The organism is Ruminococcus sp. 5_1_39BFAA, from assembly GCF_964240875.1.
Taxonomy (GTDB): Bacteria; Bacillota; Clostridia; order Lachnospirales; family Lachnospiraceae; genus Blautia_A.
Window position 1 is genome coordinate 512,877 of the sequence record NZ_CAXSVO010000001.1, and the last position, 18,427, is coordinate 531,303.

The following is an 18,427-nucleotide window of genomic DNA, read 5'->3' on the forward strand; positions in this document are numbered from 1 at the left end:
CAAATCAGTGATTACATGCACTCCTTTGCGCTTGCTTTTAGTATAATAGTACAATACCGCTTTAAAGTCCAGAACTTTTTTTTGTTTTTTTACAGATGCGTTTATGAGAATATTTTTCTCTTTTGGCAGGTCAGAAAACGAAGGAACTCTTTTACTCCCCCTCCAACCAGCTTTACTTTGTCGGGCCGGGAACCTGCTGCTTCCGATACATCAAAGAAATCACCGCCCACCGTTTCCGGTGTGATCATAAAGCTGTCGCTGCCGTATACGCCTTCTCCCAGACCGATAAATTCATCTCCCCAGAAACAACAATCAACGGAAGTGATACCGTGATTCTCTGCGAAATATCCCATCAGGGTATTTACATTATCGCTTTTGCTGGAAATCCCTACTTCCAGATACTTTGCATCCGTGGTCGCTGTCAGGGGCGGAAAACCCTCCCTGCTTCTGCTTTCCGCAAGCGCGATAAGCTTCTTCAGCCCTCCGGCAAAGCCGTGCGCTGCCAGACTTTCCATAAGTCTCTCCACCTCTCCTTCCTGGAGAAACAGCGCGTCTCCTCTGTCCCGTTCTGCCATCAGATCGATTTTGCAGTAATTGGGACGTGAAAAGACAACATCCGTATTCATGGAGTATTTTTCCAGCAAAAATCTGTGAATATCATAGCAGGCATCATGGATGTACAGAAGTGTTTCCGGATCCGGCATCCTCCCTCCAATGGAAATAAGCTCTCCTTTTTCATCAAACCCATAGTTAAATGCGCCCCGTCCCAGGCCGAAAAACAGATTTTTTCTTTCTTCCACCGTAAAATAAGACGCGAGCCTTCCGCCTGCTATATTTTCCATAGTTGTGCCGCTGACAACGGCAAGCTTTGTTCCCTGGGCAAGAAGGGGCTTCATAGCCGCAGCCGCCTCGTCCGCCGGGGCTTTCCGGGAAAGGACCGCAGTGCCGTCCCAGTCAAAAAAAATTGCTTTATACTGCTTCATACTAAAATCCCATCTCCTTTTGTAAGCCTGATTTCCCTGTCTCCGCACCAGAAGGTCAGAGGCTTTCCTTCTATAAGTGTAAATTCCGCACCCCTGTCCGTGATCTCTGCCTTCAAAAGACTTCCCTGATACCGGATACGGAAGGAATAGCCCTGCCATTCCTTTGGCAGATAAGGCTTGAATTCCAGCCGCCCGCCGTTGGTCCTCAGTCCGGCAAAACCGTTTACGATCGCCTGCCAGGTGCCCGCCATGTTCGCAGCGTGGATTCCGGCATAAAAATTATTGTGATAATCGTCCAGATCCATGCGGGCTGACTGGGAAAAATAGCGGTACGCCTCCTCATAATTTCCGATCTGACACGCAACAATCCCGAAAATACAGGTAGACAGTGAGGAATGATGCAGCGTGACCTCCTGGTAAAAATCATAATTCCGCCTGATCTCCTCCTCTGTAAAAAGGTTGCTGTGGAGATACATCCCAAGGATGGCGTCAGCCTGCTTTGACATGCGGTGGCGCATGATAAAAAGCGGATGGTAATTCTCATACAGCCATGCCCTTTTCTCCGGAGGAATCCTGGATTCATCCCAGGGTCTGCGCATCATAAAGCCGTTATCCATGGGATAGATCCTCCGTTTTTCATCGTATGGGAAATACATATTTTCCACGATTTTCTGCCATAATTCCGTTTCTTCCAGGGCAAAATCCATCTTTTTTGAAAGCTCATTCAGCTTCTCGGTATGGTTCTCCTTAAGATACTCCACGGCTGCAACAGCATCCCGAAGATGCTCTCTTGCCATCAGATTGGTGTAGAAATTATTGTCCACCAGAACGTTATATTCATCCGGGCCTGTCACATCACAAATGCAGTATTTTCCTCCCTTGCACTCTGCAAAGCTTCCCACATCCGCCCAGACACGAGCTGTCTCGATCAGCATTTCCGCACCCATTTCTATAAAAAATTCCACATCTCCCGTCACCCTCAGATAGAGAGCCAGTGCGTATTCGATATCCGCATTAATGTGGTACTGCGCCGTTCCCAGTGGATAGTAGGTGGATGCCTCCTCCCCGTTGATGGTGCGCCAGGGGTAAAGCGCTCCCTTGTCATGTCCCAGGATCCTGGCGCGGGCGCGGGCCTTGTCAAGAGTCCGGTAACGGTATTCCAGAAGACTTCTCGCCAGCTCCGGTGCCGTATAAATATAGAAAGGAAGTATGTACATCTCCGTATCCCAGAAATAATGGCCCTCATATCCCTCTCCCGATAATCCCTTTGCGCCCTGCCCGGTACGTCCGTCTCTTCCGGCGGACTGCATAATATGAAACAGATTAAAACGCATTCCCTGCTGCAGGGCATCCTGCCCCCGGATCTCCACGTCAGCGTTCTCCCAAAATTGGTGCATATAGTCCTTTTGCCATTGCTCCAGGGAAGCAAAGCCCTGATCCTTTACCTGCTCCAACAGCCTGCAGGTAAATCCTTCCAGCTTCTCTGCCCGCATATCCAGATCCGAGGTATAGCATATAAATTTTTCCAGAACTGCTTCCTGACCCAGGTTTACAAAAACCGTTTTCCGCAGCTCTGCCTCTAGTTCTCCGGTCTCCTTAACAAACCCGATATCCCGTTCCTCTGTACAGCTTTCGTTCTCTGCAGAAGTTTCTGCTCCGTCCGATACCCCTATGCTGTGGATGCTGCCGCACGCCATGGTCAGCCCGCTGGTTTTTGTAATTCCCTGGTAAAACAACAGATCCTCCCTGGCAAAAAGCTTCTGCGGCTCCAGCTTCCGTCCAAAAGGCCCGTAATCCACAATCGGGTTCGTCTTTCTTGTATGGTTTTCCACATTTGCCTGCAGCTTTGAACAAAATTGCACCCTTCCACTGAAATTAAGCGGGGTCACGCCATACCGGATCGCCATGATATTCTTATACTGAAAGGATACAAGCCGGGTGATTTCGATTTTCATTTTCTTCCCTTTCGGGGATGTCCAGACCAGGCTGCGGGTGAGAATTCCTTCCTTTAAATGAAGGGTTCTTTTATAATTTTCTGTTCTTCCCTCCCTCATGTCAAACCACTCACCGTCCGCCATTACCCTTGTCTCTTTCAGATTTGGAAGGTTTAAAAGAGACTGGCTGAAAAGCGGAGAGCCAAAGTTTGCTTCCCCGTAACGGATCTTTTCGCTTTCATAAAAGCCATTGATAAAGTTTCCTTCCAGCCCTGTATCCTCATCAAAAGGATAGGCTTCCTCAAAGGTCCCTCTCGTTCCGATATACCCGTTTGACAGGGCAAATGCCGTCTCGTTTCTGTAATTGTTTTCGATCTCAAATGTGGTTTCCGTAATGGTCCACGGCTCCACAGGATAGATTGGCTTCTTATATAAATCCATATACTTTTATCCTTTCACCGCCCCGGCCGTCAGGCTTTCCATTACCTGTTTCTGCAAAATAATGAACAGCACGATCGTAGGCAGAACAGTCATCACCACTGCCGCAAAAAGGGCGGAATAATTGTTTGCAAAGGTTCCCATATAGTAGTTCAGGGCAATGGGAACGGTTCTGGCTCTGTCCCCGCTGGTAAGCATCAGGGCAAAATAAAACTCATTCCACGTATTGATAAACTGCAAAAGCGCAATGGTCACAAGCCCCGGTTTTGCCAGGGGCAGAATGATCCGCAGAAAGGTCTGCAAAAAGGTTGCCCCGTCTATATAAGCCGATTCCTCCAGCGCCATGGGAATGGTTTTGTAATAGCTTGTCATGACAAAAAAGGACATGGGAATCCCCATTGCAGAATATACAATGACCAGTCCAAGCTTTGTATCAAATATCCCCAGCTTCTGGAAAATGGCAAACAGAGGCTGTGATATCGCCTGCGCCGGAAGCATAAGGGAGGCGGATATCAAAAGCACTACCAGGATTTTCAGTTTGAAATCAAACCTTGAAATAATATAGGAGCACATCGCCACAAGAGCCACTGTTACAAGGACGCTGCAGCCCACAATGATCACGCTGTTCAGGAAATACTTTGCGATGGGCGCATACTTAAAAGCTGCTATGTAGTTATCCGGCTTAAAGCTTGCGGGCCATGACAGAGCGGAAGAATTGATCTCACTATAGGTCTTAAAGGAGCTGATAAAAGCCCAGACGATAGGGCCTACTGCGATCAATGTAAAGAAGATCATAAACAAATATTTCGCAAAGACCGCCAAATATATCAAAATCTTTGATGTCTTTTTCATCGGATTTCCCCCTTTCCGGCAGCCGCTTTTTTGCTTCTGCGGCCTCCTTTTTCTGTCTCAGATCTCTCCCTGAAAATATTCTGGATCAGCAGAACCAGCACCAGACCTATGGTAATCTGCACCACGCCCACTGCGTTTGCCTTTCCATAATTGTTCTCCAGGGTTGCTGTTTTATACAGGTAGATCGGCAGGTTCAGGGTGGCATTTCCCGGACCTCCCTTTGTAGTCATATAGATAATATCAAACTGGGATACCATGGCCACGGATGCCAGCGTCACACAGGTTCCGAAGATATTTTTCATCAAAGGCAGGGTAATATACCGGTCCACCTGCCAGGGCTTTGCCCCGTCCACCACTGCTGCCTCATAGATTTCCTTATCAATGGCTCCCATTTCTGAAAGGAAAATTATGGTGTTAAAGCCTGAATATAAGATCCAGGTACATGTCACAGTCCAGAATGCGTAGCGGGAATTTCCGAACAGGTTCGGCACCATGGTATAGTCCACTCCAAGAAAATCCAGGAAGGGTTTGACCACCCCAAAGGAAGGATTCAAAAGCAGGGTGAACATCACGCCCGTAGCTGCTGTTGGGATAATATTGGGGATCATATATGCCGTGCGGACCACCTTCCAGCCCTTTGGTTTTCTTCTCAGCACCAGCGCCATGGAAAGGCCAAGTGCAACATGAAATGTGGACTGGAGCACTACCCACACAAGAGTATTCCGGATAGAGACCAGGAAATCCCCGTCCTGGAAAATGGTTACAAAATTCTTGATCCCCTGAAATACAGGGCTGGAAAATGTGGTGTAATTGCACAGGGAAGTATACGCCACGGTCACGATGGGCGCTGCATAAACCAGCGCAAATAACAGCATACAGGGAATGGTAAACAGAGCGATCCATATTCCTTTATTCTTTGTTCTCATCAGACAACCTCCTTCTTATTTATTCTTCCTGCATGGAAAAAGAGGGCAGCGGTTTGCGCCCCCTTTTCGTTTATTTACAGGGTTTATTCTGCATTTTTCTCCGCAGATTCGGAGAGCTTCTGGCAGAATTCCTGGGCCGTGATATTGCCGTAAGCCAGCTCCGGAAGCTGTGTGGAGAAGGTGTCGATGGTGTTCTGATACCAGTAAGCCTGATTCTGTCCATAGGTGATCTCTGCTTTTCCCTGGATGTCCAGAACCTGTGCCATCAGAGGATCGCTCTCTGTCAGTCCGGACGGAATTTCCAGGTTGTCGGAAACCGGCTGCAGACCAGTCATTTCCAGAGCCTTGATCTGGTTTTCCGGACTTGTCTCAAATTTCAGGAATGCTACGGCTGCCTTGATCTTTTCCTCGTCCTTCGCGCCTACCATATCACCAGGTGTCGGTACCATTTCCATGCCGTTTCCAGGCATCAGCATGATTCCCACGTTGTCGTAAAAGCCTTCCGGCGCTTTTTCTGTCTCGGAGAAATCCGGGATCATCCATGGTCCGTTGGGGAACATTGCCACTTCGCCGTTAAAGAAATGGGTTGCCATTGGATCATATTTTCCGCCTACCGCATCCGGGGTAGTATATTCCTGGAACATTTTCTGGATGGTTTCTGCTGCAGCTTCCACCTCCGGTGTGTTAAAGTCTGTGGGATACATGGTGTTCATCCAGATATTGCCTGCCTCGCCGTTTGTTCCGATCAGCGCGCTCATCCACAGATTTGTAAGCCAGCCGGAATCTGCGCTGTCCATTCCCAGCGGTGTGATCCCCGCCTCCTTCAGCTTGTCACATGCCTCAAAAAATTCATCCCAGCTTGCATATGATACCTCCGGTGCTTCAATGCCAGCCTGCTCGAACAGCTCTTTGTTATAATAAATGTAGGAAATCTCCTTAGAAACCGGAACCCCGTAGATTTTTCCATCCACGGTATTGAATTCCAGAGAGGTTTCATCGAACAGTGCTTTCCACTCTGCATCCTCCTCAAAATACGGTGTCAGGTCTGCCACCTTGCCGGATTTCGCAGCAAGCTCAGTGATATTATTGCCTCCGTTAAATACAATATCCGGCAGATCTCCGCTGGAGATCAGAAGCTTGATCTTCTGGTTGTAAGCATCCGTGGTAGGGATTTCCTCAAACTGGAATTCCACGTTTTTTCCTTCCTCAGTTTTCTGGAATTCTTCAAATAAATAAGCGTAATAATCTGCTGCGTAGTCTGTTCCCACATGATAATTGATCACGTTCAGCACGATCTTTTCATCCTCTCCCGCATATACCGGAAGGCTTGCTGCCATCAGTCCTGCCATGGCTCCTGCAAGGATCTGCTTTGTCCATCTTTTTTTCATCTTCATTCCTCCTTCATTTTTTCCGGGCGCCTGACACTGCCCTGTCCTCATATGTTTACTATAGCACCTGTCCGGCATTCTTTTAATAAACTCCTTTGCCGGATTCCTTGGAATTTCCATCCTTTTCTGTCCCGCTTTTTGCCCTTTTCACAGCTCTTCCTGGTCCTCATTGAAAATTTTGACTTTTTCTTTTGAATTTTTTGCATTTTTCCGAAACGCATTGATGAAATCTGACAAATATGTAATAATTATAAATATAACGTTTCGGCTGCCAGGTGGAAACAACATTTCAAATCATAACGGAAGAAGGGAGAATCATATGGAAAATATGAAAAAACCACCATTTTTTTCCGGTGTTTTTCAGAAAAACAATCTTTCCCTCCGCACCTTTATTACGGCTGCAGTCTCCCTGATCGTAACGGTGGTCCTTCTTTGCTCCACCCTCTTTTATTATGCCAGAACCTCCGCACTTTTAAAGGACAATTCCCAGGAATCCATTGTACGGCAGCTCAATCAGGTCAATGACCGCATTACCGAGCAGATTGATTCCATTGATTCCGTTATTCCCCTTTTTATGTCAAACAATATGATCATGGATGCCCTGGAGTCTCCTCATCCTTCCAACAAAAGCGTCAACAACCGCTTTCAGATTGAGCGGCAGATGTCCTATATTTACTGCAGCACGCCCCTTTCCAGCAAAAATTTTACCAATTCCATTTATCTGATCGGGGATGATGACACGGTTTTTCACACCTATACTTCCGGGAATCTGGAAGCAGTTTCCGAAAAAAGCCAGGAGCTGATTGCCTCCATTGATGAAAGTGAGACCCGTCTGATGTGTCTTACTTTACCCTCGGACCACAGTAATCTTTACTTTGCCAGAAATCTGTTCAGCAGCAATACGGGCCGCCATATAGGGCTTATGATCCTCAATATTGACACGGATAAATGGATCCAATACTGTGCCAAGGGTATTGATCCTGCCTGGTTTATTTTCCTTTATAATCCCTCCATCCACATCCTGTCTAATCTGGAAATGGAGCAGCAGGTGGAGGAAATGGAATCCGGGATCTCCCTGCACAGCCAGGACATTTCCTTTCAGGAGCTGGAGCTTTCCGATGCTTCTTATTATGTGGCTGCCCAGACCCTGGATGAGATTGGTCTTACCTCTGCAGTGGCAGCGCCTCGTAAGCTGCTTCTGAAGGACTTAAACGATACCCTGAAATCCTACCTGCTTCTCCTTAGTGTGACCATCCTGGTTGCCCTGGCTGCCGCCATCATCATAAGCCGCGCCATTACCAGGCCCATTGAGAAAATGGTCTATCATATCAATGAAATTTCCCAGGGAAAACCGTCTACTCTGCCTCCCATGAAGCTGTATCATGAGTTTGACGTATGGGCCTCTTCCTTTAACGAGATGCTGAAAAAGCTGGATACCTATTATAACGACAATTTTCAGAAGCAGCTCCTTCTGAAAAATGCAGAGATCCACGCTTTGCAGTCTCAGATGGACCCTCATTTTCTTTTTAATGTGCTGAATACCATTGCCTGGAAAGCCCAGATGATCGACAACGAAGAGATTTATCAGATGGTGATCTCCCTGGGTGAGCTGCTGAAAATGAACACTATTTCCAGGGACAGAGCCTTTGTAGAATTAGAAAAAGAGATGGAATATGTGCGCTTTTATATCTATTTACAGCAGATGCGCTTTGAGGATAAGATCTCATGCTCCATTCAGATCCCTCCAGAGCTTCTCTCCTGCAAGATCCCTTGCTTCTGCATTCAGCCCCTTGTAGAAAATGCCATTGTACATGGCCTGGAGCCCAAAAAAGGGAAAGGGCAGCTTACCATAAGGATTGTGAAAATGCCGGAGAATTTTATGGAAATCCATATCACAGACAACGGTGTGGGCTTTGAAGAGATTCCGGATGTGCGCAAAATTGCCTCCTCCACCACGGATTCCCATACCCATATCGGACTGAAAAATCTGGATAAACGTCTGGAATTATTGTTTGGGGAGGATGCCAGACTTCATATTTCCAGTACGCCAAATATATGTACCTCTATTTCCTTTACGATTCCTGCTGATAAGGGGGATGCGTCATGATTTTCAAGCTGCTGATCGTGGATGATGAAGCCACAATGAGAAAAGGAATTGCCAATTTTATGAACTGGGCATCCATCGACTGTACTGTGGCAGGCACAGCCAGCGATGGTATGGAAGCCATTGATTTTCTGCAAAAAAATGCGGTGGATATCATCATTACGGATATCAAGATGCCTGTAGCAGACGGGCTTGAGGTCGCCCGTTTTGTCTACGAAAACCGCCTGGATATCAAGGTGATCCTGCTCACCGGATATGCAGAATTTGAGTATGCCCGCACTGCCATCCGCTATAATGTATCCTCCTTTATCCTGAAGCCAACAAACAAAAAGGCTCTGTTTGAAGCAGTCCAGGAAGCCCAGAAGAAGCTGATCGTTTCCAAGAAAAACAACGCCATTGCAAAGGAAGAGCTTGCCTTTTTAAAGGACCAGCTTCTCCAGGAGCTGACCAATCAGCCCCTCACTCCGGAGTATGAGGAACGGCTGAATAAGCTTGGCATTTTCCTGCAGCAATACTATGTTGCCGCATTTCAGATGATACCAATGGGCGAGGATATCAGCGCCCTGAAAAAGATCATTATTGACGAAAAAAGAAATGCTTACTGCTATCGCTACAACAACCTGATCATTACCATTTATTTTATGGATTCTGAAGAAAAAGGCGCTGAAAGATCGTCCGTTCCCCGAAATATTATTGAGAACTGCCGGGAGATCATTCACATTGCCCATGCTCTGGCTTCCCAGAATACTGCGGTAGGAATCAGCCGCTTCCACCAGGGACCGGAAAATTTCGGTATTGCTGTGTCGGAGGCGATCTTTGCCCTGACCCAGAATTTTTATTCCGAAGAGAATCTGTCCTGCTTCAAATTGTCTTCCGAAACAAGCGGGTATGACCTGACTGCGGAAAACTCCATGGCGCTGTTCCAGTTTGAAAATCACCTGAACAATTGGCAGTTTCAGGAGGCTGAAAGTGTCACGGACAGCATCTTTATGAACTTCAAGCAGAACTTCGTCAACTCCAGGGATGCCAAAAACATCTGCTCCCAGATCTACTATATCTGCTCCCGTGTTTTGATAAAAAAAGAGGTCTCGCCGCCGTCCCCCAAATACCTGGAACAGCTCCACGATGCCTCGGATATTTTTGTTCTGGAGGAAACCACAAGGGCACTAATGGCTTATACCAAGAGCCATCTGCAGAGCCTTTCCGGCAGCCAGAACAGGCTGATCGAGAATGCGCTGCGCTACATCCACGGAAACCTGTCAGCGCCCCTTTCCCTGGAGCATATTTCCGAACACCTGCATATTTCCTCTTCCCATTTAAGCCGCACCTTTAAGCGGGAATGCGGGGAATCCCTGACGGAATATGTGAACCGCGCCAGAGTAGAAAAGGCAAAGGAATATCTGGAAAAATCCGACATCCTTGCCTATGAGGTGGCGGAGCTGGTGGGCTATCATGATCCCACCTATTTCTCCTCCATATTCAAACGCTACGCCGGGGTCAGCCCTACGGAATACCGGCAGCATATCACTCCTGACGGCTCTTCGGGAAAGTAACCGTGATCTCTGTTCCCACACCTTCCCCGCTCTCCAGGGTAATGCTACCTCCCAGGTAGGTTACACCGTGCTTCACAATAGAAAGGCCCAGGCCTGTGCCGCCAATTTCCCTGGAATGGCTTTTATCCACGCGGTAAAACCGCTCGAAAATACGTCCCTGATCCTCCCGGGGAATGCCGATCCCTGTGTCCTTTACCGTAATGCTGACTGATTCGTCCATGTCCATAAGATAAATACTCGCACTTCCGTCATCCCGGTTATACTTTACAGCATTCTCGCACAGGTTGCTGATAATCTCCTCTAAAATCGGCTTAACCGTATATAGCCTGACAGGACTTCCTCCGATATACAGGCTGACATTTCGCTTTTTTGCAATTTCCTGCAGGTTCCCGAAAACCTCCTTGCAGAGCATGAAAACGTCCGTTTCACCCCATTCGTAAGGAATTTCACCTTCGTCCAACTGGGAGATCTTCAGCACATCCTCCACCAGGGCAATCAGTCTCCCCGCCTCACTGTGGATTCTTCCGGCAAAGGCTTTGATATCCTCTTCTTTTACAAAACCGCTCTCCATGATCTCCGCATATCCGGAAATGGACGTAAGGGGAGTTTTCAGTTCATGGGATACATTTGCGGAAAATTCTCTTCTCAAATTCTCCCGTTCCACCTTTTCCGTAACATTCATCATGATCAGGACTGCACCCTGTATCTCCTCGCCGCGGGTAACCGCATTGGCGATCACCTGCACATCCGTACCGCCGATCTTCAGAATCCTTTCTTCATGATTTCCTTCCAGTACGCCGGCGATAATATTCCGGAACCCTTCGCTTCTGCTCAAAGCGTAAACGCTTTCTCCCTCTTTCGATCCGCCCAGCTTAAAAAGCTTCCATGCACTGGCGTTTCCAGACAGGATCCTGGTATGCCGGTCTATAATGACAAGGCCCTCCTGCATATTTTCCGTGATGATATTAAACTCATCCCGTTCTCTTTTTGCTGTCTCGAGCTGCTGATCGATCATCCTGTTTTGCTTATACAGACGGCTCAGCAGGGGCGAAACCTCATCATAAATCTGGTTTTCCTCCGGGTGTTCCAAATCCAGCTCATTGATAGGTTTCACGATCCTCCTGGCTATTCTGAACGAAAACATCCCTGACAAAATAAGCATCACAAGAATAACCCACAACATGGGCTGAATCAGTTCAAATACCAACGCCGCAATGGAATACTGGGTGCTGGAAACCCTGAGTATATTTCCGTTTTTCAGCCGCAGGGCAAAATAAGTAGTCTTTTCCGACAGGGTTTCGGACATACGGGAAGACTGCCCCACTCCCTTAGAAAGGGCGGCCTTCACTTCCTCCCTGTCGCTGTGGTTTTCCATGTTTTCCGCATCTGCCTGACTGTCATAAAGCACCGTTCCGTCCTGCTTTATATATGTAATTCTGGACTGGTCACTGGCGATATTTTCCAGGTATTCCACCCCTTGTGTTTCGACTCCGTAGGAAAGATAGGAAGCCTCCTTGCGAAGCTCTCCCAGTATCTGATTTCCAAAATAATGATACAAGATTCCCAGCACAAATGCCAGTCCCAGTGCCAATACAGCGCCTGAAACCAGCATAGTAGATTTAAATATTTTCTTAGTCAAAGCTTACCCCTTTGTCCTTATTCATAATATGCCTGGTGCTCATTTTTTCTATGCTCACCCGTGATAGAATACTCTACCCACTCTGCAATATTCACCGCATGGTCGCCAATACGCTCAAAATATTTTGCTGTCATCAGAAGATCCAGGCCCGTCTTTGCATCGATCCTGCGTCCGTAGATCAGATCTACCAACTGCTCTTTTATCTGATTAAAAGCATTGTCCACAATGTCGTCCTCGTCAATGACTTTTCTGCACAATTTCAAGTCCGACTTCACAAAAGCATCCACACTGCCAGTCACCATCTTTACTGTCTCATCAGCGATTTCCACAATGTTGATGGGCGCATTTACTGCATCCTTATCAATATAAAGAGAAAGATCCGCAATATCCGCTGCCTGATCTCCAATACGCTCCATATCGGACACCATTTTCAGTGCTGCTGAGATGCTTCTTAAATCTCCCGCTACCGGATGCTGGTGAAGCAAAAGGCTCATACACTGTGTCTCAATCTCACGCTCCTTTGCATCGATCTCCTTATCCGTCTCAAAAGCCATACGCGCCAGCGTTTTGTCCTCTTCCTGAATGGCTCTTGCGGAAAGAGAGATCGCTTTTTCGCAGAGACTTCCCATAGTAATGAGCTGTACATGCAGCTCTTCCAGCTGCCTTTCAAACCGTGTACCCATAATCATCAACCAAACCTTCCTGTAATATAGTCCTCTGTCCGCTTGTCTCCCGGCATGGAAAACAGCTTATCCGTATCCGCATATTCCACGACCTCTCCCAGCAGGAAGAATGCTGTTTTATCGGAAATACGGGTTGCCTGCTGCATGTTGTGGGTGACAATGACAATGGTGTAATCCTTTTTTAATTCCATAGCCAGCTCTTCAATCTTCGAGGTGGAAATGGGATCAAGGGCGGATGTTGGCTCATCCATCAGCAGTACCTCAGGCTGGACTGCCAATGCTCTTGCAATACACAGACGCTGCTGCTGACCGCCGGACATGCCCAGCGCACTCTTTTTCAGGCGATCCTTAACCTCGTCCCAGATGGCTGCATTTCTCAGGGAAGTCTCCACGATCTCATCCAGCTTTGCTTTGGACCGGATGCCGTGGGTACGCGGACCGTAAGCAATATTGTCATAGATGCTCATTGGAAAAGGATTTGGCTTCTGGAATACCATTCCCACCCTTTTTCTCAGCATATTTACGTCCATATCTCCGTAAATATCCTCTCCGTCCAGCTCAACTTTTCCAGTGATCACACATCCCTCAACCAGGTCATTCATTCGGTTTAAAGATTTCAAAAGAGTGGATTTTCCGCATCCGCTTGGTCCGATAAATGCCGTGATCTCTTTCTCAGGAATGTCCATATTGATGTTTTTCAGCGCATGAAATTTCCCATAATGGAGATTCATATCTCCTACCAAAAACTTTGTGGTTTCACTCATTTTTCTTATCCTTTCGCGATTCGTTTTGCCACCATACCGGACAGCCAGTTGATGAATAATACAAAGACCAGAATGACCACCGCAGTGGCTGCCGCCTGGTTCATATGAAGACCTTCGCAGGAAAGCACGTACATATGCAGCGCCAGGGTACGTCCGGAACCCATCAGGCTGTCCGGCACAGAAGGCAGGGTTCCTGATGTATAAAGCAGTGCTGCCGTCTCCCCAACTACACGTCCTATAGCAAGGATGATCCCTGCCAGGATTCCGGGAACAGCAGACGGAAGTACAATGGTAAAAATCGTCCGGAGTTTGCCTGCCCCGAGGCCGAAGCTTGCCTCTCTGTAGGAGTCCGGAACAGCCTTTAACGCCTCCTCAGCAGTACGCATGATCAGAGGCAGGATCATGATCACCATAGTAAACGCACCTGCCAGAAGTGACATTCTCCACTTCAGCGCTGTCACAAAAAACAGCATACCAAACAGACCGAATACGATGGACGGAATACCGGAAAGCGTCTCTGCCGTGATACGAATCAGCCCTACCAGCCTGCTTCCCTTTTTTGCATATTCTACCAGATAAATGGCTGCAAAAATCCCCAGCGGGGCGGCGATCAGCAGGGACATGACTGTCATGATAAACGTATTGATCAGCGACGGAACCAGAGAAACATTTTCCGAGGTATAGGTCAGGCTGAACAGGTCCGCACTCAGATAAGGGATACCCTTAACCAGTATGTAGCCAACCAGAAAAGCCAGCATTCCAAAGGTCATGATCGTTGCCAGCAAAGTCAGAAGCGCCAGGACCCCTGAACCCGGATGGCGAAGATAGGATTTCATTTTGTTTGCAAAGGTAGAGGTGTTTCTCTTTCTGGAAGAAACGGGAACTTCTGCCACTGCGGATGTATTAATCTGCATGTTCCGCCCTCCTGTTTAATAAAGAAAGACTTAAGTTGATGATCAGGATAAATACGAACAGCACAACTGCTGTTGCAATCAGCGCCTCTCTGTGAAGGCCGGAGGCATAGCCCATCTCTGTGACGATATTCATCGTCATAGTACGCACGCCCTTTAACAAGCCTTTGGGCATACGGGGCTGGTTTCCTGCGATCATGACCACCGCCATGGTTTCTCCAATGGCACGGCCGATCCCAAGAACAACGCCTGCCAGAATTCCTGATTTTGCTGCCGGGAGCATAACGGCAAAAATGCTTCTTTCCTTTGTTGCGCCCAGTGCCAGCGAGCCTTCGTAGTAGCTTTCCGGCACGCTGCGGATCGCAGATTCCGTCACTCCGATAATGGTGGGAAGGATCATCATGCCCAGAAGGATAATGGCTGCCAGCATACTTGTTCCCGTGCCTCCAAAGATGTCCCGGATAAGGGGAACGATCAAAACAAGCCCGAAAAATCCATATACGATAGAGGGAACGCCTGCCATCAGCTCAATGCCTGATTTTAACGGACCATAGATTTTTTTCGGACAGTATCGGGCCATGAACACAGAGGTAAGAAGGGCAATTGGAACACCCAGCAGCACAGCGCCGCCTGTTACGTAAATACTTGCTATGATCATGGGAAAAATCCCGAATTTGTCATTGGACGGCTTCCACTCCTGACCAAGCAGGAATTTCAGCGGGCCAATTTTTCCTATGGTCGGAATTCCGTTTGCAAAAAGGAAGATACAGATTAAAAATACTGCAAGAACAGAGGTACATGCTGCGATCATGAAAATGATCTTCATACCTTTTTCTTTTATGTGATTCATAACACACCTGTCTTTCTGATTTTGTCATGGATACCGGACAATGCAAGCGGCCCATACATATGCCTGTAGACACCTCTGAGCCGCTTTTCACACTTATTCGGTAATATTGTCTCGGGATTTAAAGGATGATGCCCACTGAATGGTTCTATCTTTTACCTATTCAGCAAGGTCTTCCCAGGTTGTTGTCTCTCCGGTGAAGATTGCTTTTACCTGCTCGCTTGTAAGGTCTTCCATCTCGTTGCTGTTATTTACGATCACTGCGATTCCGTCCTTTGCGATAACCGTTGCGGTGAGGCCGTCTTTTTCCTCGTCCTTCAGATCACGGGATGCCATACCGATGTCGCAGATGCCGTCTTTTGTGGAGGTGATACCTGTGGTAGAGTCGCTCTGCTGTACCTCTACGGTTACATCCGGATTGACCTCTTTATAAGCCTCGCTTAATTTCTCCATTACCGGGGTTACGGATGAAGAACCAGCTACTACGACTTTTCCGGAAACCTCTGCGCCTTCATAAGCAGGAGCTTCTGTGTCTACCTTGATATATCCGTTGTCCTCTACGATCTGCTGTCCGTCAGCGCTCATGATAAAGTTGATAAAATCCTGTGCTGTCTCGCTTACTTCCTCGCCTGTGATGATGTTGAACGGACGGGACACTTTATAAGTATCATTTGCAACGTTCTCAACGCTTGCCTCTGCTCCGTCGATCTTTACAGCCTTTACTGTGTCATCCAGGGAACCAAGGGAAATGTAGCCGATCGCATTGTCATCGCCGGATACGGTTGTCATCATAACGGAGGTGCTGTTTGTGATGCTTGCTTCCTCTGTCGTCATGTCCACCTTCTCGTCGCCCTGCTTCTCTTCAATTCCGAACAGTTCGATGAATGCGCCGCGGGTACCGGAACCATCCTCACGGGATACTACGGTAATGTCTCCGCTTGCTGCACTTGCCACGGTGCCGAATGCTGTAACTCCTATAACTGCTGCTGTTAAAATTGTCGCAATTTTTTTCTTCATGATAAAATCTCCTCTGTTATTTTCTGTGAAATCTTGTTTTCTTATTTACAAGTCACATTATAAAAACCCATCGTAAAATCCAAAATCCTGATTCTGTAAAATGATTGTAAAAGGAAATAAGATTTTACTACCATTTCCGTAAAATTTGACTGTGTTTCATGGGATGGATTATGATAAAATGTACGTAATGAAAAAAGATTCGCTGCCCGTGCAGGCAGCGCCACAGGTGGGGTGCGTTATGGAAATGCTGGAGAACCTTGCGGAATTAATGCTGCAGACACCGTTCCGTTTTGAACAGGCAGAAAAAAGGCAGTTAGAATATGATAAGAAAAAAGCAGATGAGGCGGGACTGGCCTTAGATCAGTACCGTGCAATGCTGCGCCGTCAAAAGGTGCGCCACATGGTCCAGGAGTGTATCTTCGGAGAGACGGATGACATTATCCTTTTTGCCGACTGCTGGAAATCCTTTGGGATCACGCCCGATGTGGAGGCAAGCCGTGCCAGGGCAAAGGCGGGATATTGTCACGATCATGATTATTTTGAAATGTTTTATGTTCTGAAGGGTTCCTGTTATAACTATATTAATGGGCAGGAGGAGCTCTTCCAGGAGGGCAGTGTCTGTATGATGAACTTCCAGACTGCACATGAGCGGGTGCTTGCCGATGAGGATTCCATGATCCTCACGATCTGTGTTCGGAAAAAAGTTTTCACCACCCAGCTTTTGAATATGCTCCGGGACATTCCCATGTTCTGGCAGTTTTACGCGTCCTCGGTCAGCAACGAAAACCAGGCGGCCGCCTGTATCCATTTGCAGGACACGCCCAATCACCACCTGGAATCCATCATTTACCAGATGCTCCGGGCGTACCTTATGAATGATGAAACCTCCCAGACGGTGATGAAATGCTATCTGATCCCTCTCCTTGCGGAGATGGCGCGCATTCATTGCGTAAAGGGCTTCAACTCAGAGCCGCGCCTGACTCCCAGGAATCCCTCCCTGGAAGCTGTACTGGAAACCATCCAGGCAAAATGCGGCATGGTGACCCTGCAGGAGCTTGCAGAGGAAAATCACTTTTCCCTGAATTACCTTTCCCGCCTGATCCGGGAAACCACCGGAAAGACTTTTAAGGAGCTTTCCTCATACTACTGGCAGGAAAAGGCAAAGACTCTGTTGCAGTGCACACCTTTAAATATTGATGAGATAGCGGAATTGATGGGATTTTCCTCGCGAGCCAACTTCGAGCGAAGGTTTAAAGCGCTGGTGGCGGTGTCTCCGGCGCAGTTTCGGCAGAGGACTTAATTATCTTTTGAAGAAAGGAACTGACTTTAAATGAAAAAGAAACAACTTACCATAGGATTGATTCTTGCACTCCTGATTGCGGCTATAGCAATCTCCGCCTCATTGGTTTATGCGAAAAAGAAAGATACGTTATCCCAAAGTCAACTGGAAGAGCTGTATATTTCCCGGGAAGAAATCGCGGTTCCCGGACTCGCGAAGGAATATCACCTCTTCTTTATGGCGGATTCCCATATTTCCCTGTGTGACGACCGGGATGCAGAGGTTCTGGAAAAAGCCCAGCAGCGGCAGGCGGCATTTTGCGATGAAAATGGGGTTGCCTCGCCTGAAACCTTTGACAAGCTGGTCAAGGCTTCCAACACTTTGGAATCCGATCTCTTTATCATGGGAGGGGATATTATTGATTCTGCCATGTATGCGTCTATTGATTACCTGAAGGATGAGCTTGGCAAATTAAAGGCACCTTATCTGTATAGCCTTGGCAACCATGACTTTGAATACGGAGAGGAATATTTTTCCGATGCTGCCTATGAAGATTATCTGCCCCGCCTGGATACTGTGCGCAACGAGGGCACTTATCAGACAGTGGAATACGATGACCTGATCATCTTTGCTGCAAATGACAAAAATAATCAGATAGACAAAAGCACAGTGGACGGGCTGAAAGCCGCTCTGGAGACAGGAAAACCCGTGGTTGTAGTGCTCCATGTGCCCATTGAACCTTTGACCGGAGATGACAGTCTCCTTCAGCAGAGTATTGATGTATGGGGGCCATCCAAAAAGGGACGCTCCAGGGTGCTTCTTGGAAAAAACAGCTGCAAGCCCAAAGAGGATACCCAGGAATTCATTGATCTGATCACAGCTCCGGACAGTATGGTGCAGCTTGTTTTGGGCGGGCATATTCATTTTTACCATAAGGATAACCTGAACGAAAGACTGGCACAGATCGTTACAGGGGCAGCTTATGAAAAACATGCGCTTTTTGTGACGTTAAAGCCAGAATAGATACCATCCAGGGGACGAAAGCATTCTGCTACAGTCACCTCAAAAGCACTGCCGACCATTGAACATTCAATCATTGGTACAGCAGT

At 47.5% G+C, this 18,427-nt stretch carries 15 protein-coding genes; 4 read left to right on the plus strand and 11 right to left on the minus strand.

What is annotated here, in order from left to right; all coding sequences use genetic code 11:
* Positions 1–101: 101 nt before the first annotated feature.
* The 5 genes from ACESZH_RS02285 to ACESZH_RS02305 all read right to left on the minus strand — a co-directional run bounded on the left by ACESZH_RS02285 (position 102) and on the right by ACESZH_RS02305 (position 6,521).
* Positions 102–983, minus strand: coding sequence for an HAD family hydrolase (locus ACESZH_RS02285; RefSeq protein ID WP_373216644.1), 882 nt, complete (start codon positions 981–983; stop codon positions 102–104).
* Positions 980–3,358: a glycoside hydrolase family 65 protein gene (locus ACESZH_RS02290; protein ID WP_373216645.1), complete on the minus strand. Its 2,379-nt coding sequence runs from the start codon at positions 3,356–3,358 to the stop codon at positions 980–982. Before ACESZH_RS02290 ends, ACESZH_RS02285 begins: the two co-directional genes overlap by 4 nt.
* A gap of 6 nt (positions 3,359–3,364) precedes the next feature.
* Positions 3,365–4,207: a carbohydrate ABC transporter permease gene (locus tag ACESZH_RS02295; RefSeq protein WP_373216647.1), complete on the minus strand. Its 843-nt coding sequence runs from the start codon at positions 4,205–4,207 to the stop codon at positions 3,365–3,367.
* The gene (locus ACESZH_RS02300) at positions 4,204–5,133 is read right to left on the minus strand and encodes a carbohydrate ABC transporter permease (protein WP_373216649.1); all 930 of its coding nucleotides are present in this window, start codon (positions 5,131–5,133) and stop codon (positions 4,204–4,206) included. The genes ACESZH_RS02295 and ACESZH_RS02300 overlap by 4 nt, the downstream gene beginning before the upstream one ends.
* Before the next feature lie 83 nt (positions 5,134–5,216).
* Entirely contained in the window at positions 5,217–6,521 is a 1,305-nt protein-coding gene (locus ACESZH_RS02305) for an ABC transporter substrate-binding protein (RefSeq protein ID WP_373216650.1), read from the minus strand.
* Between the two features lie 319 nt (positions 6,522–6,840).
* Here ACESZH_RS02305 and ACESZH_RS02310 point away from each other — a divergent pair, with 319 nt between their 5' ends.
* Both ACESZH_RS02310 and ACESZH_RS02315 read left to right on the plus strand, forming a co-directional pair.
* A complete protein-coding gene (locus ACESZH_RS02310; protein WP_373216652.1) occupies positions 6,841–8,628 on the plus strand; it encodes a sensor histidine kinase in 1,788 nt (595 codons plus the stop codon).
* Positions 8,625–10,178: a response regulator gene (locus tag ACESZH_RS02315; RefSeq protein WP_373216654.1), complete on the plus strand. Its 1,554-nt coding sequence runs from the start codon at positions 8,625–8,627 to the stop codon at positions 10,176–10,178. The genes ACESZH_RS02310 and ACESZH_RS02315 overlap by 4 nt, the downstream gene beginning before the upstream one ends.
* Here the strand turns inward: ACESZH_RS02315 and ACESZH_RS02320 are convergent.
* From ACESZH_RS02320 to ACESZH_RS02345, 6 genes are all read right to left on the minus strand, one after another.
* The gene (locus tag ACESZH_RS02320; RefSeq protein WP_373216655.1) at positions 10,150–11,817 is read right to left on the minus strand and encodes an ATP-binding protein; all 1,668 of its coding nucleotides are present in this window, start codon (positions 11,815–11,817) and stop codon (positions 10,150–10,152) included. The genes ACESZH_RS02315 and ACESZH_RS02320 overlap by 29 nt on opposite strands.
* 17 nt (positions 11,818–11,834) lie before the next feature.
* Complete coding sequence (phoU, locus tag ACESZH_RS02325) at positions 11,835–12,500, minus strand: phosphate signaling complex protein PhoU (RefSeq protein ID WP_373216750.1); 666 nt, start codon at positions 12,498–12,500, stop codon at positions 11,835–11,837.
* Between the two features lie 5 nt (positions 12,501–12,505).
* Positions 12,506–13,264, minus strand: coding sequence for a phosphate ABC transporter ATP-binding protein PstB (gene pstB, locus ACESZH_RS02330; protein WP_373216656.1), 759 nt, complete (start codon positions 13,262–13,264; stop codon positions 12,506–12,508).
* Positions 13,265–13,269: 5 nt separating this feature from the next.
* Positions 13,270–14,178 carry a phosphate ABC transporter permease PstA gene (gene pstA, locus ACESZH_RS02335; protein WP_373216657.1) on the minus strand — a complete coding sequence of 303 codons (909 nt, stop codon included), beginning with the start codon at positions 14,176–14,178 and terminating at the stop codon, positions 13,270–13,272.
* Positions 14,168–15,025 (minus strand): phosphate ABC transporter permease subunit PstC, encoded by an 858-nt coding sequence (gene pstC, locus ACESZH_RS02340; protein WP_373216658.1) that lies wholly within the window; start codon positions 15,023–15,025, stop codon positions 14,168–14,170. Before pstC ends, pstA begins: the two co-directional genes overlap by 11 nt.
* Before the next feature lie 156 nt (positions 15,026–15,181).
* Entirely contained in the window at positions 15,182–16,039 is an 858-nt protein-coding gene (locus ACESZH_RS02345) for a substrate-binding domain-containing protein (protein WP_373216659.1), read from the minus strand.
* Positions 16,040–16,277: 238 nt separating this feature from the next.
* On the opposite strand from ACESZH_RS02345, the gene ACESZH_RS02350 reads away from it, so the two are divergent.
* Both ACESZH_RS02350 and ACESZH_RS02355 read left to right on the plus strand, forming a co-directional pair.
* A complete protein-coding gene (locus ACESZH_RS02350) occupies positions 16,278–17,339 on the plus strand; it encodes an AraC family transcriptional regulator (RefSeq protein ID WP_373216661.1) in 1,062 nt (353 codons plus the stop codon).
* A 30-nt stretch (positions 17,340–17,369) separates the two neighbouring features.
* Positions 17,370–18,341: a metallophosphoesterase gene (locus ACESZH_RS02355; protein WP_373216662.1), complete on the plus strand. Its 972-nt coding sequence runs from the start codon at positions 17,370–17,372 to the stop codon at positions 18,339–18,341.
* Positions 18,342–18,427 lie beyond the last annotated feature (86 nt).

What these genes read in the sequence shown, in the direction of transcription:
- ACESZH_RS02285 (WP_373216644.1), bottom strand. Translation starts at nt 983, where the DNA reads ATGAAGCAGTATAAAGCAATTTTTTTTGACTGGGACGGCACTGCGGTC.
- ACESZH_RS02290 (WP_373216645.1), bottom strand. Translation starts at nt 3,358, where the DNA reads ATGGATTTATATAAGAAGCCAATCTATCCTGTGGAGCCGTGGACCATT.
- ACESZH_RS02295 (WP_373216647.1), bottom strand. Translation starts at nt 4,207, where the DNA reads ATGAAAAAGACATCAAAGATTTTGATATATTTGGCGGTCTTTGCGAAA.
- ACESZH_RS02300 (WP_373216649.1), bottom strand. Translation starts at nt 5,133, where the DNA reads ATGAGAACAAAGAATAAAGGAATATGGATCGCTCTGTTTACCATTCCC.
- ACESZH_RS02305 (WP_373216650.1), bottom strand. Translation starts at nt 6,521, where the DNA reads ATGAAAAAAAGATGGACAAAGCAGATCCTTGCAGGAGCCATGGCAGGA.
- ACESZH_RS02310 (WP_373216652.1), top strand. Translation starts at nt 6,841, where the DNA reads ATGGAAAATATGAAAAAACCACCATTTTTTTCCGGTGTTTTTCAGAAA.
- ACESZH_RS02315 (WP_373216654.1), top strand. Translation starts at nt 8,625, where the DNA reads ATGATTTTCAAGCTGCTGATCGTGGATGATGAAGCCACAATGAGAAAA.
- phoU (WP_373216750.1), bottom strand. Translation starts at nt 12,500, where the DNA reads ATGGGTACACGGTTTGAAAGGCAGCTGGAAGAGCTGCATGTACAGCTC.
- pstB (WP_373216656.1), bottom strand. Translation starts at nt 13,264, where the DNA reads ATGAGTGAAACCACAAAGTTTTTGGTAGGAGATATGAATCTCCATTAT.
- pstA (WP_373216657.1), bottom strand. Translation starts at nt 14,178, where the DNA reads ATGCAGATTAATACATCCGCAGTGGCAGAAGTTCCCGTTTCTTCCAGA.
- pstC (WP_373216658.1), bottom strand. Translation starts at nt 15,025, where the DNA reads ATGAATCACATAAAAGAAAAAGGTATGAAGATCATTTTCATGATCGCA.
- ACESZH_RS02345 (WP_373216659.1), bottom strand. Translation starts at nt 16,039, where the DNA reads ATGAAGAAAAAAATTGCGACAATTTTAACAGCAGCAGTTATAGGAGTT.
- ACESZH_RS02350 (WP_373216661.1), top strand. Translation starts at nt 16,278, where the DNA reads ATGGAAATGCTGGAGAACCTTGCGGAATTAATGCTGCAGACACCGTTC.
- ACESZH_RS02355 (WP_373216662.1), top strand. Translation starts at nt 17,370, where the DNA reads ATGAAAAAGAAACAACTTACCATAGGATTGATTCTTGCACTCCTGATT.